General features: G+C 66.9%; 14 protein-coding genes. 9 read left to right on the top strand and 5 right to left on the bottom strand.

Annotation, left to right across the window (positions count from 1 at the left end; genetic code table 11):
• Positions 1–23: 23 nt before the first annotated feature.
• From CA234_RS13395 to CA234_RS13375, 5 genes are all read right to left on the bottom strand, one after another.
• Entirely contained in the window at positions 24–1,211 is a 1,188-nt protein-coding gene (locus tag CA234_RS13395; protein ID WP_015449252.1) for a copper resistance protein B, read from the bottom strand.
• Positions 1,208–3,160 (bottom strand): copper resistance system multicopper oxidase, encoded by a 1,953-nt coding sequence (locus CA234_RS13390; RefSeq protein ID WP_015449251.1) that lies wholly within the window; start codon positions 3,158–3,160, stop codon positions 1,208–1,210. The genes CA234_RS13395 and CA234_RS13390 overlap by 4 nt, the downstream gene beginning before the upstream one ends.
• Before the next feature lie 67 nt (positions 3,161–3,227).
• The gene (locus CA234_RS13385) at positions 3,228–3,794 is read right to left on the bottom strand and encodes an RNA polymerase sigma factor (protein WP_017501305.1); all 567 of its coding nucleotides are present in this window, start codon (positions 3,792–3,794) and stop codon (positions 3,228–3,230) included.
• Positions 3,791–4,231, bottom strand: a complete 441-nt coding sequence (locus CA234_RS13380; protein WP_026109207.1) for a periplasmic heavy metal sensor — start codon at positions 4,229–4,231, stop codon at positions 3,791–3,793. Before CA234_RS13380 ends, CA234_RS13385 begins: the two co-directional genes overlap by 4 nt.
• Positions 4,231–4,500 (bottom strand): hypothetical protein, encoded by a 270-nt coding sequence (locus CA234_RS13375; protein WP_037447996.1) that lies wholly within the window; start codon positions 4,498–4,500, stop codon positions 4,231–4,233. Before CA234_RS13375 ends, CA234_RS13380 begins: the two co-directional genes overlap by 1 nt.
• 132 nt (positions 4,501–4,632) lie before the next feature.
• Between CA234_RS13375 and copC the strand changes: the two genes are divergently transcribed.
• The 9 genes from copC (at position 4,633) to fabI (ending at position 15,039) form a co-directional block, all read left to right on the top strand.
• On the top strand, positions 4,633–5,010 hold the full coding sequence (copC, locus tag CA234_RS13370) for a copper homeostasis periplasmic binding protein CopC (protein ID WP_037447999.1): 378 nt from the start codon (positions 4,633–4,635) through the stop codon (positions 5,008–5,010).
• A gap of 4 nt (positions 5,011–5,014) precedes the next feature.
• Positions 5,015–5,959, top strand: a complete 945-nt coding sequence (gene copD / locus CA234_RS13365) for a copper homeostasis membrane protein CopD (RefSeq protein WP_037448002.1) — start codon at positions 5,015–5,017, stop codon at positions 5,957–5,959.
• A gap of 36 nt (positions 5,960–5,995) precedes the next feature.
• Complete coding sequence (locus CA234_RS13360) at positions 5,996–6,670, top strand: class I SAM-dependent methyltransferase (protein ID WP_020820524.1); 675 nt, start codon at positions 5,996–5,998, stop codon at positions 6,668–6,670.
• Positions 6,671–6,777: 107 nt separating this feature from the next.
• A complete protein-coding gene (locus CA234_RS13355) occupies positions 6,778–9,135 on the top strand; it encodes a heavy metal translocating P-type ATPase (RefSeq protein ID WP_037448006.1) in 2,358 nt (785 codons plus the stop codon).
• A complete protein-coding gene (gene cueR / locus CA234_RS13350; RefSeq protein ID WP_007406402.1) occupies positions 9,132–9,530 on the top strand; it encodes a Cu(I)-responsive transcriptional regulator in 399 nt (132 codons plus the stop codon). Before CA234_RS13355 ends, cueR begins: the two co-directional genes overlap by 4 nt.
• A gap of 403 nt (positions 9,531–9,933) precedes the next feature.
• Positions 9,934–11,655 (top strand): alpha/beta fold hydrolase, encoded by a 1,722-nt coding sequence (locus tag CA234_RS13345; protein ID WP_037448009.1) that lies wholly within the window; start codon positions 9,934–9,936, stop codon positions 11,653–11,655.
• Positions 11,656–11,658: 3 nt separating this feature from the next.
• The gene (locus CA234_RS13340) at positions 11,659–13,086 is read left to right on the top strand and encodes a bifunctional enoyl-CoA hydratase/phosphate acetyltransferase (protein WP_021245224.1); all 1,428 of its coding nucleotides are present in this window, start codon (positions 11,659–11,661) and stop codon (positions 13,084–13,086) included.
• The gene (locus CA234_RS13335; RefSeq protein ID WP_037448015.1) at positions 13,079–14,269 is read left to right on the top strand and encodes an acetate/propionate family kinase; all 1,191 of its coding nucleotides are present in this window, start codon (positions 13,079–13,081) and stop codon (positions 14,267–14,269) included. The genes CA234_RS13340 and CA234_RS13335 overlap by 8 nt, the downstream gene beginning before the upstream one ends.
• Positions 14,266–15,039 (top strand): enoyl-ACP reductase FabI, encoded by a 774-nt coding sequence (gene fabI, locus CA234_RS13330; RefSeq protein ID WP_037448018.1) that lies wholly within the window; start codon positions 14,266–14,268, stop codon positions 15,037–15,039. Before CA234_RS13335 ends, fabI begins: the two co-directional genes overlap by 4 nt.
• The last annotated feature ends 12 nt before the right edge of the window (positions 15,040–15,051 follow it).

Below are 15,051 nucleotides of genomic sequence, written 5' to 3'. Positions count from 1 at the left end.
CCCCGCCATCAGCCGTCCTGATGCTAAAACCAGAAGCGAACGCCGGCGACGAAGCTGGTGGCATGGACGTCCTCGCCCGCAAGCCTCGACAGCCGCGCCGTGTCTCCGGCTTTGCGCAGATAGGAAACGCCGATGTAAGGTGCGAACTGGCGGCTGAATTCGTAGCGCAGGCGCGCGCCGAGCTCTATGTTGACCAGCCCCGAACCGATGTCGTTCTCCGGAATATCCTGCGCGGCGAAATTGACCTCGGCGCGCGGCTGCAAGATCAGGCGCTGGGTGATGCGCTGGTCGTAATAGCCCTCGACCCGGCCCAGAACATCGCCCTTGGTCGAGAGGAACAGCGCGCCTTCGACCTCGAACATGCCAGGAGCCAGGCCCTCGACGCCGATCGTCGCGTAGGTGCGGTCGGGCCCGCGGCCGAAGTCCTGGCGGATACCGCCCTGAAGATTGAAATAGGGGTCGATGGCCCGGCTGTAGAGCACCTGCACCTCGGCGCTGTCGATGCCGCGGCCGAACTCGCCTTCGCCCTCGCTCTTGAGCCAGAGGCGGTTGATGTCGCCGCCGTAAAAGCCTTCGCCATCCCAGCGATAGCCATCGCGGCCGCTATGCGCCTGATACTCGAACAGGTTGAGCAGCACCTGCCCGAAATTGTTGCCGCCGCTGTCCTTCATCATGATGTCGCGCGAGCGCGCCATCTCGCCGCCGGGAAAATCCCGATCGGCGAAGTGGTCGCCTGGGGGCGGCGGCGGGGGCGCATTGCCGGCCGGAAGTGCGGTGCCGGTCATTTGCATGCCGGGCATGGCGGGCGTTCCCGGCGTCGCTGTCTGGCCATGCTGCGCATGGTCCATCCCGGGCATGTCGGGCATCGCGCCGTCCTGATGCTGGGAGTGGTCCATGCCCGGCATCTCCGGCATTGCGGGAGACGTGGATTGCGGCTGACCGGCCGCATTTGCTTGCGCCGCGGGAGTGGTCTGGTGCTGCGAATGGTCCATTGCCGGCATGGTGTCCGGCGCTGGCTTCTGAGCGCGCGGCCTGGCAGTGGGCTTGGGGCGCGGCGCGGCGGCCTTGTCCTTCTTTTTCTCCTGCGCCGGCCGCGCCCCGCCCGGCGGCGCCATGCCGGGCATGTCGTGCATCGAATGATCCTGGGCAAAGGCGGGTGCGGCGGCGAGAAGGGCGATCGCGCTCACCAGCGGCGTGAGGATGCGGGTCATTGCGCGTCTCCCTTCGGACGCACGCTCACGACCCGCATCATCCCTGCATGCATGTGGTAGAGGAGATGGCAGTGGAAGGCCCAGTCCCCGACCGCGTCGGCGGTGAAGTCCCAGCTCACCTTGCCGCCGGGCTGGACGATGACGGTGTGCTTGCGCGGCGCATGGTCGCCATGCCCGGTCACCAGCTCGAAGAAATGGCCGTGGATGTGGATCGGATGCCCCATCATCGTGTCGTTGATGAGATTGACGCGCACCCGCTCGCCTTCGATGAACGGGATCGGCTCGTGATGGTCCGACATTTTCTCGCCGTCGAACGACCACATGAACCGCTCCATGTTGCCGGTGAGGTGGATGTCGATGCTGCGGCTCGGCGCGCGCACGTCTGGATTGCGCTCGAGCGCCATCAGATCCTTGTAGACGAGCACCTTGTGGCCGACGTCGGTGAGGCCCTGGCCGGGCTCGCCGGTGCGGTCGACGGGCATCGGCGAGATGGTCTGGACGCTCGGATCGCGCTTCACCTGCGGCGCGTTCGAGAAGTCGCGCATCTTCATCGAACCCATCGCGTGCCCGCCATGATCCATGCCCGCCATCTGGCCATCGGCGCCCATCGCGCCGTGGTCCATGCCGGCCATCGATCCATGATCCATCCCGCTCATCGCGGAATGATCCATCCCCGAATGGTCCATGCCCGCCATGGCGCTGTTGTCCATGGTCGCCATCGCTGCCGCCGCGCCGGTCGCGAGGCGCGCGGACGCGTTCTTCTCGGCCGTCGGATCGACGCCCCGCATAGCGCCGCCCGACATGTCCATGCCTTCCATGCCCGGCATCGAGGACATGTCCATGCCCATGTCCTTCATGTCGGCGAGCGGCCGTTTGCGTAAGGGAGGCACCTCGCCAGCCATGCCGGCGCGCGGCGCGAGCGTGGCACGCGCCATACCCGAGCGGTCGATGGCCTCGCCGACAAGAGTATAGGCCTTGTCCTCGCCTGGGCTGACAACGACGTCGTAGGTCTCGGCGACACCGATCTGGAACTCGTCGACGGTGACGGGCACCACATTCTGCCCGTCGGCCTGGACGATGCTGAGCGGCAGGCCGGGTACGCGGACGTTGAAGGTGGTCATCGCCGACGCATTGATGACGCGCAGCCGCACCCGCTCGCCCGGGGTGAAGAGCGCGGTCCAGTTGTCCATCGGACCATGGCCATTGACGAGATAGGTGTAGGTCGATCCGGTGACATCGGAGATGTCGGCGGGGTCCATCCGCATCTGGCCCCAGTCGAGCCGGTCCTTGAGTGGCTGGTCCTTGCCCGAGAGCAGCCCGGCCAGCGTCTGGCGCTGGAAGTTGAAATGGCCGGGGTTGACCTTGAGACGCCGGAAGATCGCCTGCGGCGAGAGTGCGCTGTGATCGGCGAGCACGATGACATGCTCGCGGTCATAGGCGACCGGATCGGCACCGGCGGGGTCGATGATGATCGGGCCGTAATGGCCTTCCTGCTCCTGCAGGCCCGAATGGCTGTGATACCAGTAGGTGCCGCTTTGCACGACGGGGAACTGGTAGAGGTAGTTCGATCCCGGCTTGATGCCCGGAAAAGACACGCCCGGCACGCCGTCCATATTGGCCGGCAGGATCAGCCCGTGCCAGTGGATCGAGCTGTCCTCCTCGAGTTGATTGACGACGTTGAGCCGCACGCGCTGGCCTTCGCGCAGCCGGATCAGCGGGGCGGGGACCGTGCCGTTGAGACCGATTGCGCGGAACTGGCGCCCGTCGATGCTCATCGACTGCCGGGCGATGGTCAGCGTGATGTCTTCGCCCGACACGGTCGGTAGCGTCGGTCGCATCCCCGGCGAGATGGTCTGCGCCCAGGCAGGCAGCCAGGCTGATAATGCGGCGCCACCACCGGCGAGGGCCGCGCCGCGAAGGAACTGGCGGCGGTCGAGGGCAGAAATCATTCGGTTTGTCTCAGCTTGCGGAAAGAGGGCGGACCTATTGGAAATACGCAGCCCACCCGCCTGCCCCTCAAACTTTCTTCAAACTTTCCGCGAGGCGCGCCCGGGCGCGGTAGAGGCGGGTCTCGACGGCCTTCTGGGAGATGCCGAGGATCTCGGCGGTTTCGGCTTCCGATTTCTCGTCGATCGTCCGCAGGATGAGCGTGTCCTTGAGCGAGGCGGGCAGGGCGGCGATCGCCGTCATCGCCTCGGCGAGTTGCTGTTCGGCATCCAGGGCGCGGTCGGCCGAGGGGGCGTCGTCGACGATATGTTCGGCTTCGCCCAGAGGAAGGGCGAAGGAAAAGAAATTGCGGACCGCACGGCGACGGCGCCAGTCGTGGCATTTGTTGATGACGATCCGCGACATCCAGACCGGGAAGGGCCGCGTCCCATCATAGCGGCTGAGCGCGGAAAAGGCGGCCACGAAGCTCGCCTGAGTGACGTCGAGCGCCTCGTCGGGGCTACCGACATGGCTGCGCACGAGACGGTGTACCCAGCCCTGATGCCGGCGGACCAGCTCGCCATAGGCCGCTTGCCGGCCCCCCAGCGCCAGAGCCGCAAGCTCCCCGTCCGAGCAGTCGGGGAGGTGGAGCGTCATTTTTTCTCGGCCGTCAGCGCTTTCACGACGGCGTCGTCGAACTTCACCGTCTGGTCGGGGCGGAGCACCGCACGCATCGCGAAGATATGCTCGAGCGTTTCCTTCTGCAGCGCGCCCATCGCCTGGTGTGACCGGTCGACGGCGGCGGAGACCTGAGGCCCATAGCCATGTTCCGACCTGATGGCCTGCGCGAGCCATGCATTGTCGGCGCGCAGTTCCGCTTCCAGGGCCTGTCGGCGGATGGCGTAGCGGGCTTCGATAGCCTCGAGCCGTGCATGTTGCGCGCTATCCAGCTTGAGATCGCGATGGAGCAGGTCGTGCAGCTCATTCTCGACAGGGGGCGCCGGCACGACATAGAGCCGGCCGATCACGACCCCCGCTACTGCCGCAACAAACGTCAGCAGCACGAGAAGGAGAAGGCCGCGGCGATCGCGCATCATTGCGCGCTCAGCAGCGTCGAAGGAGCGAGCGCGAGCCGCGCGTCGAAGGGCGATGCCGCAGCATCTGCCGAACGCACTGGCACCGCGGAACCGGCGATGCCGATGAAGAGCGCGACCGCGGCTGCGACACCGAAGGTCGTGGCGCTCAGGCGCGGCATGGCCTGGAGCCGGGCGATCTCGGCCATGACGCGGCTGTCCAGCCCGGCAAGCCGGGGATCGAGGGGGGCTTCCCGCAACCGGCTGAGCATGTCGTCGAGGTGGTCCATGATGTTTCTCCGTCTTCTCTTCTCAATACGCAGGGTGGTCTTCTAACCCTTGTCCGGGAACAAAAAGAAAATTGCGAGGGGTGCAGGTCGCGGCTGCGTATTCTCTCATGTCACTGACAGGAGAATGTCCAAATGCGCTTCTTTTCGCCGCTCGCAGCCATCGCCGCCGTCGGCCTGAGTGTTTCTGCTCCGGCCTACGCCCATCCCAAGCTCGTGTCCTCGACGCCCGCCGCCAACGCCAGCGTCCCGGCGCCGTCGCGTATAACGCTCACCTTCAGTGAAGGTCTGATGCCGAAGCTGTCGGGCGCCGAGATCGTGATGACCGGCATGCCCGGCATGCCCAACCACCGCATGACGGTAACCGGCTTCAAGACGTCCGTCGAAGGCGACAAGACGCTCGTGCTGACGCTCGCCAAGCCGCTCATGGCGGGCAGCTATCAGGTCGCCTGGCACGTCGTCTCGACCGACACGCACCGCATCCAGGGCAATCTCGCCTTTACCGTCAAGTGACGCCATGAACGACGTGGCACTCGTCGCCGTCCGCTGGGCGCTCTACGTCGATCTCGGCCTGCTGTTCGGCCTGCCGCTGTTCGCGCTCTATGCGCCCGGCGGCGGCCGGATGGTGCAGCGGCATCTGCCGATGGCGGCAATGGTGGCCGGTCTCGCCTGTCTCGCCCTCCTGCTGTCGGCGCTGGGGTTCGCGTTGCAGGCTGCGGCGATGACCGGGCTGCCACTCGCCCAGCCTGATCTTTCCATGGTCGCAGAGCTGTTCAACGGCACTTCCATGGGAACGGCGCTGAAGGCGCGCCTCGTCGCGCTCCTCGTTCTTCTGCTCTGCATCCCCTTCTATCGCCGGCAATCCCGTCCTGCCTTCATCGCCTCCACTCTGGCGGGCGCGGTCGCGCTCGCGACCCTCGCCTGGAGCGGGCATGGCGCGGCCGGCGAAGGCGAGGCGGGCTGGCTGCAACTGCTGGCCGATCTCATCCATCTGCTCGCCGCCGGCGCCTGGGTCGGCGCGCTTGCCGCCTTCCTCGCGCTGGTTCTTCCCAGGCTCGCAACCGATGATGTCGCCGCTGAAGACATGGACCAGGTCACACTGGCCGAGGAAGCCCTGCGGGGTTTCTCCCTCGTCGGCACGATCATCGTCGCCCTGCTGATCCTGACCGGGACGGTGAACGGCTGGTTTCTGGTCGGCCCGGGCAACATCGCCTCGCTCGGTCAGTCGAGCTACGGCCTGCTGCTCATCGCCAAGCTGGTGCTGTTTGGGGGCATGCTGGGCCTTGCCGCGCTCAACCGCTACCGCCTGACCCCGGCACTGGCACAGGCGATCGAGGAAGAGGACGCGCCACGGGCGCAGGCGCTGTTGCGCGCGAGCCTCTTCGTCGAAGGCGGGCTTGCGATCGTCATTCTCGGGCTCGTCGCCTGGCTGGGGACACTATCGCCGCCCATGTCGATGTAGCTTATCGTTTCGGACGCCTCGCGTTGGGAGAAGCCAATGCAATCCTACACCCCGCCGCTCGGGACCGGATCGACGAAAGACTATGATCGCGCGATCCGCCTGTGGACGCGGGAGAAGCGGTGGCGTGCCGCCATGCTCGCCGCCCTGGCGCCCAAAGCCGGTGAGACGGTCGTCGACGTCGGCTGTGGCACCGGCAGCTTCGCGCTGATGCTCAAGCAAGCCGAGCCCAGGACGCAGGTGATCGGTCTCGATCCCGATGCCGAGGCGCTCGACATCGCGCGGCACAAGGCCGCTGCGCGGCAGGCCGATATCGACTGGCGTCAGGGATTTGCCAGGGACGTGGCCCCGGGCACCGCCGACGCTGTCGTATCGAGTCTCGTGCTGCATCAGATGCCGGTCAGGGAGAAGGCGGCAACCCTGCGCGCCATGTTCGCCATGCTGCGCCCGGGTGGCCGCCTGGTGATCGCAGATTATGGCCGCCAGCACGGTCTCATGCGGCTCGCCTTTCGCCTGACCGTGCAGCGACTCGATGGCATCGATGATACCCGACCCAACGCCGACGGCGTGCTCCCCGGCCTGATCGCGGCGGCCGGCTTCAGGCATGTGGCCGAGACGTTTCGGCTCTTGACCATCACCGGCGCGATCGAATTGCTTACCGCGCATCGACCGGCGCAGGCCCAGGGCCTTACGGTTGCGAACGACCTTGGCTGATCCCGGCCGAGCGACCGGGTACGCCGATTTGGCCGCTTAGGCGATTACGTATTGACCCTGACACGGTGTCAGACCCTAGATCGTCAGGCGTCGAAAGGAGCAAGGCGATGAACGAGACACATGGAGCGGCGCATGGCGGCGGTTGCTGCGGCGGCCACGGCGGCGCGAAAGCGGCGACCGGCATCAAGGACCCGGTCTGTGGCATGACCGTCGATCCGGCGACCACCGCGCACCATGCCGATCATGGCGGTGAACGCTATCATTTCTGCAGCGCGGGCTGCCGGGCAAAGTTCATCGCCGATCCCGAGCGCTATCTCGGCCCGCCGGCACCGCCGTTCGCAGCGCCCGTGGGCACGATCTGGACCTGCCCTATGCATCCCGAGATCCGGCAGGACCATCCCGGGTCCTGTCCGATCTGCGGCATGGCGCTCGAACCCGCGACCGTGACCGCCGACAGCGGTCCCAGCCACGAGCTGGTCGATTTCACGCGGCGTTTCTGGGTTGGCCTGGTGCTGGCCCTGCCGGTGCTGATCCTCGAGATGGGGGCGCACCTGTTTCCTGTGATCCATCGCCTCGTGCCGATGTCGACCTCGGTATGGATCCAGTTCGTGCTGGCGACGCCTGTCGTGCTCTGGGCGGGCTGGCCGTTCTTCGAGCGTGGCTGGGCCTCGCTCAAGACCCGCAACCTCAACATGTTCACCCTGATCGCGATGGGGACGGGGGTCGCCTGGATCTACAGCGTCGTCGCGACGCTCGCGCCTCAGCTGTTCCCGCCTGCCTTCCGCGGCGAGGACGGCATGGTTGCCGTCTATTTCGAGGCCGCCGCGGTGATCACCGTTCTCGTGCTGCTCGGCCAGGTGCTCGAACTGCGCGCGCGTGAGCGGACCTCGGGCGCGATCAAGGCGCTGCTCAACCTCGCGCCCAAGACCGCGCGCCGGATCGCCGCCGACGGGAGCGAAGAGGAGATCAGTCTCGATCTGGTCGCGGTCGGCGACCGCCTGCGCGTGCGGCCGGGCGAGAAGGTGCCGGTCGACGGCGTAGTCGAGGACGGCCGCTCCTCGCTCGACGAGTCGATGGTCACCGGTGAATCCATGCCCGTCACCAAGGCCAAGGCCGACACGGTGATCGGCGGCACGCTCAACCAGACCGGTGCGCTGGTGATCGTCGCCGACAAGGTCGGACGCGACACCATGCTTGCGCGGATTGTCCAGATGGTCGCCGAGGCGCAGCGCTCGCGCGCGCCGATCCAGCGCATGGCCGATCAGGTGTCGGGCTGGTTCGTGCCCGTGGTCATCGCGGTTGCGGTGGTCGCGTTTATCGCCTGGGGTATCTGGGGCCCCGAGCCGCGCTTCGCCTATGGGCTGGTGGCGGCGGTCGCCGTGCTGATCATCGCCTGTCCCTGTGCACTGGGTCTCGCCACGCCGATGTCGATCATGGTGGGCGTCGGCCGCGGCGCCGGACTCGGCGTCCTTATCAAGAATGCCGAAGCGCTCGAGCATATGGAGAAGGTCGACACGCTCGTCGTCGACAAGACAGGCACGCTGACCGAAGGCCGGCCTGCCGTCACCCAGATCGTGCCGGCGCCCGGCTTCGACGAAGCCGAACTGCTGCGGCTTGCCGCCTCGGTCGAGCGGGCCTCCGAGCATCCGCTCGCGCTGGCGATCGTCGAGGCCGCGAAGGATCGCGGCATCCCCACGAGCGACCTCACCGACTTCGATTCCCCCACCGGACGCGGCGCGCTCGGCACCGTCGACGGCCGCCGGATCGTGCTCGGTAATGCGCGGTTCCTCTCGGAAGAGGGCATAGCAACCGACGCGCTGGCGGAGCAGGCCGACGCCCTGCGCCGGGATGGCGCCACCGCGATCTTCATCGGCGTCGACGGCACCGTCGGCGGCGCCTTTGCAATCGCCGATCCCGTGAAGCAGACGACGCCGGAGGCCCTGGCCGCACTCAAGGCCGAAGGCATTCGCGTGGTGATGTTGACCGGCGACAACCGCACCACAGCAGAGGCGGTGGCAAGGCGGCTCGGCATTGACGATGTCGAAGCCGAGGTACTGCCCGACCAGAAGAGTGCCGTCGTCGCGCGGTTGAAGAGCGAGGGGCGCGTGGTGGCGATGGCCGGCGACGGGGTCAACGACGCCCCCGCACTGGCTGCCGCCGATGTCGGTATTGCCATGGGCTCGGGCACCGACGTCGCGATCGAGAGCGCGGGCGTGACGCTGCTCAAGGGCGATCTCATGGGCATCGTGCGGGCACGGCGGCTGAGCCAGGCGACCATGTCCAACATCCGCCAGAACCTGGTCTTCGCCTTCATCTACAATGTCGCCGGGGTGCCGGTGGCGGCGGGCGCGCTCTATCCGCTGTTCGGCATCCTGCTCTCGCCGATCATCGCGGCCGCCGCCATGGCGCTCTCCTCGGTCAGCGTGGTCACCAACGCGCTGCGCCTCAACCGGAAAGCGCTGTGAACATCGGGGAGGCGTCGAAGCAAAGCGGGGTCTCGGAGCGGATGATCCGCCATTATGAGAAGATCGGCCTCATCCCGGCGCCGCCGCGCCGGGGAGCGGGTTATCGCGACTATGGCGAGAGTGACCTCCATCGCCTGCGGTTCATCGCCAATGCCCGCGATCTCGGTTTTCCGATCGAGGAGATCCGGACCCTGCTCGGCCTGTGGGCCGACACGGGCCGCAGCAGCGCCGATGTAAAGCGGGTCGCGTTGGCGCGGGCGGAGGAATTGCAGCGCAAGGCCGAAGCGCTGACGACCCTGCGCGAGACCCTCGTCGATCTCGCCGAGCGCTGTCATGGCGACGAGCGGCCAGATTGTCCCATCATCGCCGAACTGAGTCTCGACAGAAAATGTTAGCGCCGGCCGCCTCTCGGACCAGACCCGCTCTGGCGGCCGGGGTGCTGATCGCACTTGGCATTCTCACGACGGGCCTCGCGATATATTTCCTCGCAGTCCGCCCGCCACTGCTGGCGGAGGATCTTCGCCATATCGGCGGCAACCCGCAGACCCTTTCGCCGGTATTGCGGGACTGGTTCGGCGGGATAGCTGGCTCGCCCGGGCGACCGCACTGAGCCTCCTGATCGTATTTGGCCGCTTTTCATACAGCAATGTCGTGCTGAGCTCTGACTTCTGGGGCTGGCATATGCGAGGCAATCCCTCCGTAGGACTACGGAGTGCGCAGAGGCTTCCTGCGCTTCAGGGCTTGTTGCACCGCAGCAGGAGCGAAAATGTGCAGAGTCGAAGCAATATCCCTGACCCGTTGGACGGTCTGGCCACGACGCTGGATCGGTCGAGCTTCGCCGCCATCGCGCAGCTGACTTCAGGCCAGTCGCCCGCCACTTTGGCGCAGTCTTTTTCCGACTGGTGGACGCACATTCTCTGCTCGCCAGGCAGGCAGCTGCAGCTCGCCGCCAAGGGCGGGCGCAAGCTGATGCGGCTCGCCGACTATGCCATGCGCAGCGCATCCGGCAGCGATCCCGAGCCGGCGATCAATCCGCTGCCCCAGGATCGGCGCTTCGCCGACGCAGCCTGGAAGCGCCATCCGTTCGACCTGATCGAGCAGGCCTTCCTGCTCCAGCAGCAATGGTGGCATGCCGCGACGACCGGCGTGAGCGGCGTCACCGGGCACCACGAAGCGATCGTCGAGTTCGCGACCCGCCAGATGCTCGACATGGTGTCCCCGACCAATTTCATCCCGACCAACCCCGTGCTCCAGCAGCGCATCCTCGAAACCGGAGGACAATGCCTTGTCGAGGGTGCGCGATTTTTTTGCGACGACCTGGAACGCCTGGTACGCGGGGAGCCCGCAGCGGGCACGGAGGCCTATCGGGTCGGCGAGAAGGTCGCAGCCACGGCTGGCAAGGTCGTGTTTCGCAACAGGGTCATGGAACTGATCCAATATGCGCCCGCAACCGAGACGGTGCGTCCGGAGCCGATACTGATCGTGCCGGCATGGATCATGAAATATTACATCCTCGACCTGTCGCCGGAAAATTCGCTCATCCGCTGGCTGGTCGGGCAGGGCTACACCGTGTTCTGCATCTCCTGGCACAATCCCGACAGCGCCGACCGCGATCTCGACATGGAGGATTATCGCCTGCTTGGGCCGATGGCCGCCGTGGATGTCATCCAGGTGATTACCGGCACCGAGAAGATCCACGCGGCCGGCTATTGTATCGGCGGCACGCTGCTCGCCATCACCGCGGCCGCGATGGCGCGCGATGAAGATGAGCGTCTGGCGAGCGTGACGCTGTTCGCCGCCCAGACCGAGTTCAGCGAGCCGGGCGAACTTGGTCTGTTCATCGACGAGGCGGAGATCAACCTGATCGATGCGATGATGTGGGCGCGCGGCTTTCTCGACAGCAGCCAGATGGGCGGCGCCTTCCAGATGCTGCGGTCCAACGATCTGCTCTGGTCGCGCATCCTCTCGACCTATCTCATGGGCGAGCGCGAGCCGATGACCGACCTCATGGCATGGAACGCCGACGGCACCCGCATGCCCTATGCCATGCACGCGCAATATCTTCGGCGCCTGTTCCTCGACAATGACCTGTCCGAAGGGCGCTACGAGGCCGGCGGCCACCCGGTCTCGCTCTCGGGGCTGAGCATGCCGATCTTCATGGTGGGCACGGAAACCGACCATGTCGCGCCGTGGCGCTCGACCCACAAGCTCCACATGCTGACGGGCGCGGAGATCCGCTTCGTGCTGACGAGCGGTGGCCACAATGCCGGGATCGTCTCCGAGCCCGGGCATCCTCATCGCCATTATCGCATCGCGACACGGATGCAGGATGGCCCGGCGCCAGGTCCCGATGCCTGGCTGGAGCGGGCCGAGGTGCGCGAAGGGTCGTGGTGGCCGGAATGGAGTTCATGGCTTGGATCGCACTCGGGCGAGGCGGCGGCCCCACCGGCGATGGGCGCGCCCGAACGGAACTATCCGCCGCTCGGTGATGCCCCCGGGCGCTACGTGCTGGAGCGCTGAGCCATGGCCGCCGCCAACCTCATCGAGAACCGCACGTTCGACGAGATCGCCGTCGGCGATACGGCCAGCCTCACCCGCACGCTGACCGCCGACGACATCCAGCTCTTCGCGGCGGTGTCAGGCGACGTGAATCCGGCGCATCTCGACCCTGTCTATGCCGAAACGGACATGTTCCACAGGGTCATCGCTCATGGCATGTGGGGCGCGGGGCTCATCTCGGCGATCCTGGGAACCGAGCTGCCAGGGCCCGGTGCGATCTATCTCGGCCAATCGCTTCGCTTCACCCGCCCGGTGGGCGTCGGCGACACCATCACGGCCTGCGTCACCGTCGCGCAGAAGCGCGCCGAGCATCATGTCATCGTTCTCGACTGCACCTGTGTGAACCAGAAGGGCGAGACCGTCATCAGCGGCCAGGCCGAGGTCAAGGCGCCCACCGAGAAAGTCAGCCGGCCCCGCATGCCGCTTCCCGACGTGCGGATCGCCAGCCACGACCGCTTCCGCCAGTTGATGGCGCGCGCCAAGGACGGATCTGCGTGCGTCACGGCCGTGGTCCATCCGTGCAGCGCCGACGCCATGCGCGCAGTGGCTGAGGCCGCCGACGCCGGCATCGTCGTTCCGATTCTCATCGGCCCTGCGGCGCGTATGACGAATGCGGCGAAGGACGCCGGTGTCGATATTGCGGCCTTCCGGGTGATCGACGTCCCGCACAGCCACGCCGCCGCCGCCGAAGCCGTCGCGCGCGTGCGGGCCGGCGAAGCCGCGCTGCTGATGAAGGGCTCGCTTCATACTGACGAGCTCATGGGCGCGGTCGTATCGTCCGACACGGGCCTTCGGACCGAACGCAGGATCAGCCACGCCTATGTGATGGACGTGCCCGGCTATCCGCGCCCGCTCATCATCACCGACGCCGCGATCAACATCGAGCCGACGCTTGAGGACAAGGCCGACATCGCGCGCAACGCGATCGACCTTGCCCATGTGATCGGGATCGAACAGCCCAGGGTCGCGATCCTCGCCGCCGTCGAAACGGTCAATCCGAAAATGCGCACCACATTGGATGCCGCGGCGCTCTGCAAGATGGCGGACCGGGGCCAGATCGAAGGCGCGCTGCTCGATGGCCCGCTCGCCCTCGATAATGCGATCAGCGAGGCGGCCGTGCGCGAGAAAAGTATCGTCTCGCCGGTCGCCGGCCAGGCGGACATCCTGCTGGTGCCCGATCTGGAGGCCGGCAACATGCTCGCAAAGCAGCTGACCTTCCTGGGCGGCGCCGATGCCGCAGGCGTGGTGCTCGGCGCGCGCGCTCCGATCATCCTCACCAGCCGGGCAGACAGCGTGCGCACGCGCCTCGCCTCCTGCGCGCTCGCGGTGCTGCTGGCGCGGGCTGCGACCAAGGCGGCTCCCGGCGTTGCGGGACAGCGCCGCGATGGCTGAAATCCTGTGCCTCAACGCCGGTTCGTCGAGCCTTAAGTTCGCGCTCTACGCCGAGCCGGGCACTGATGAGCCCTCTTTGCTGGCGAGCGGCAAGATCGAGAATATCGGCCTTGAGCCGCACCTGATCGCGCGCGATGCGAAGGGGGATGTCCTTGCCGAGCGGCGCTGGACGAAAGACGGCACGATCACGCACGAGACGCTGCTCGAGGATTTGCTGCGGGAGATCGAAGCCTCGGTCGGCGACGATCTGATCGCGGTCGGCCATCGGATCGTTCATGGCGGCACCGACTATTCAGCGCCGGCGCGGGTCGACGCGCCACTCCTCGCCGCGCTCGAGGCGCTTTGCCCACTGGCGCCATTGCATCAGCCCCATAATCTCGCCGCGGTCCGCGCCGTCTCCAGGCTGCGCCCCGCTGTGCTGCAAGTCGCCTGCTTCGACACCGGCTTCCATCATGGCCAGCCCCCGATCGCGACGCGCCTCGCGCTGCCGCGCGCGCTTGGCGAAGAGGGCATGCGGCGCTACGGTTTTCACGGCATCTCCTACGAATATATCGCGCGGCAGCTGCGTTCGATCGATCCCGATACAGGCGGTGGCCGCACGATCGCCGCGCATCTCGGCAACGGGGCCAGCCTTTGCGCGATGGCCGGGGGGCGCAGCATCGACACGACGATGGGGTTCACCGCGCTCGACGGGCTGGTGATGGGTACGCGCTGCGGCGCGCTCGACCCGGGCGCGGTGCTCTATCTTTTCCAGCAGAGGGGCATGACGGCGCGTGAAGTCGAGCATCTCCTCTACAGTGAGTCCGGCCTTTTGGGCGTGTCCGGCGTCTCCAGCGACATGCGCGCGCTTCTCGGCAGCGAAACGCCCGCCGCTGGGGAAGCGATCGAGCTCTTCGTCTGGCAGATCGCGCGCCAGGCCGGCGCTCTCGCGTCCTCGCTCGGGGGTCTCGACACATTCGTGTTCACTGCCGGGATCGGCGAGAATTCGCCTGAAATTCGCGCCCGCGTCGCCGGTCGGCTCGGCTGGCTCGGCGTGGACCTCGACGCGGACGCGAACCTCCGAGGAGATGCAGTCATCAGCGCGCCGTCCAGCCGTGTCGCCGTCCGCGTCATCCCGACCGATGAGGAAAGGATGATCGCTATCCACGCCGCCGATCTGCTGCGTGAGGAGCCGAAAGCATGAAACCTCTCGTCGATCTTACTGGCAAGCGCGGCCTGGTGATCGGTATCGCCAACGCGCATAGCATCGCGGCGGGTTGCGCCCAGGCCTTTCACGACTGTGGGGCGAGACTGGCGGCGACCTATCTCAACGGAAAGGCCGAGCCGTTCGTGGCGCCCGTCGCGGAGACCCTGGGAGTCGAATGGCTCGCCGCGTGCGATGTCCGGGTGCCGGGCGAAGTGGAGGCCCTGTTCGAGCGGGTGAAGTCCGAATGGGGCGGCCTCGATTTCCTGCTTCACTCGATCGCTTTCGCGCCGAAGGAGGATTTGCACGGCCGCGTCGTCGACAGCTCGGCCGAAGGCTTCGCGCTGGCGATGGACGTCTCGTGCCACAGCTTCCTGCGCATGGCGCGTCTCGCCGAGCCGCTGATGTCGGATGGCGGCTGCCTGCTGTGCGTCACCTTCTACGGGTCGGAGCGGGTGGTCGAGCACTACAACCTGATGGGGCCGGTCAAAGCGGCCCTCGAAAGCGCGACCCGCTATGTCGCGGCTGAGCTTGGCCCCAAGGGCATTCGCGCCCATGCGATCTCGCCAGGCCCGATCGCGACCCGCGCTGCCAGCGGCATCGACCGCTTCGACGAGCTGCTCGAACGGGCCGCGGCGACGGTCCCGCAGCACCAGCTCGTGACCATCGAGGATGTCGGAGGGCTCGCCGCCTTTCTGGTGAGCGATGCCGGCCGCCATATCACCGGCACGATCATTCCGGTCGATGGCGGTCAGCACCTGCTCGGCTAGGGCGGCTCGCCG

The sequence above is a fragment of the Sphingomonas sp. ABOLE genome (genome assembly GCF_003950455.1).
GTDB lineage: Bacteria > Pseudomonadota > Alphaproteobacteria > Sphingomonadales > Sphingomonadaceae > Sphingomonas > Sphingomonas trueperi.
This window is presented reverse-complemented; position numbering and strand designations above follow the sequence as displayed.

What these genes read in the sequence shown, in the direction of transcription:
- CA234_RS13395 (WP_015449252.1), bottom strand. Translation starts at nt 1,211, where the DNA reads ATGACCCGCATCCTCACGCCGCTGGTGAGCGCGATCGCCCTTCTCGCC.
- CA234_RS13390 (WP_015449251.1), bottom strand. Translation starts at nt 3,160, where the DNA reads ATGATTTCTGCCCTCGACCGCCGCCAGTTCCTTCGCGGCGCGGCCCTC.
- CA234_RS13385 (WP_017501305.1), bottom strand. Translation starts at nt 3,794, where the DNA reads ATGACGCTCCACCTCCCCGACTGCTCGGACGGGGAGCTTGCGGCTCTG.
- CA234_RS13380 (WP_026109207.1), bottom strand. Translation starts at nt 4,231, where the DNA reads ATGCGCGATCGCCGCGGCCTTCTCCTTCTCGTGCTGCTGACGTTTGTT.
- CA234_RS13375 (WP_037447996.1), bottom strand. Translation starts at nt 4,500, where the DNA reads ATGGACCACCTCGACGACATGCTCAGCCGGTTGCGGGAAGCCCCCCTC.
- copC (WP_037447999.1), top strand. Translation starts at nt 4,633, where the DNA reads ATGCGCTTCTTTTCGCCGCTCGCAGCCATCGCCGCCGTCGGCCTGAGT.
- copD (WP_037448002.1), top strand. Translation starts at nt 5,015, where the DNA reads ATGAACGACGTGGCACTCGTCGCCGTCCGCTGGGCGCTCTACGTCGAT.
- CA234_RS13360 (WP_020820524.1), top strand. Translation starts at nt 5,996, where the DNA reads ATGCAATCCTACACCCCGCCGCTCGGGACCGGATCGACGAAAGACTAT.
- CA234_RS13355 (WP_037448006.1), top strand. Translation starts at nt 6,778, where the DNA reads ATGAACGAGACACATGGAGCGGCGCATGGCGGCGGTTGCTGCGGCGGC.
- CA234_RS13340 (WP_021245224.1), top strand. Translation starts at nt 11,659, where the DNA reads ATGGCCGCCGCCAACCTCATCGAGAACCGCACGTTCGACGAGATCGCC.
- CA234_RS13335 (WP_037448015.1), top strand. Translation starts at nt 13,079, where the DNA reads ATGGCTGAAATCCTGTGCCTCAACGCCGGTTCGTCGAGCCTTAAGTTC.
- fabI (WP_037448018.1), top strand. Translation starts at nt 14,266, where the DNA reads ATGAAACCTCTCGTCGATCTTACTGGCAAGCGCGGCCTGGTGATCGGT.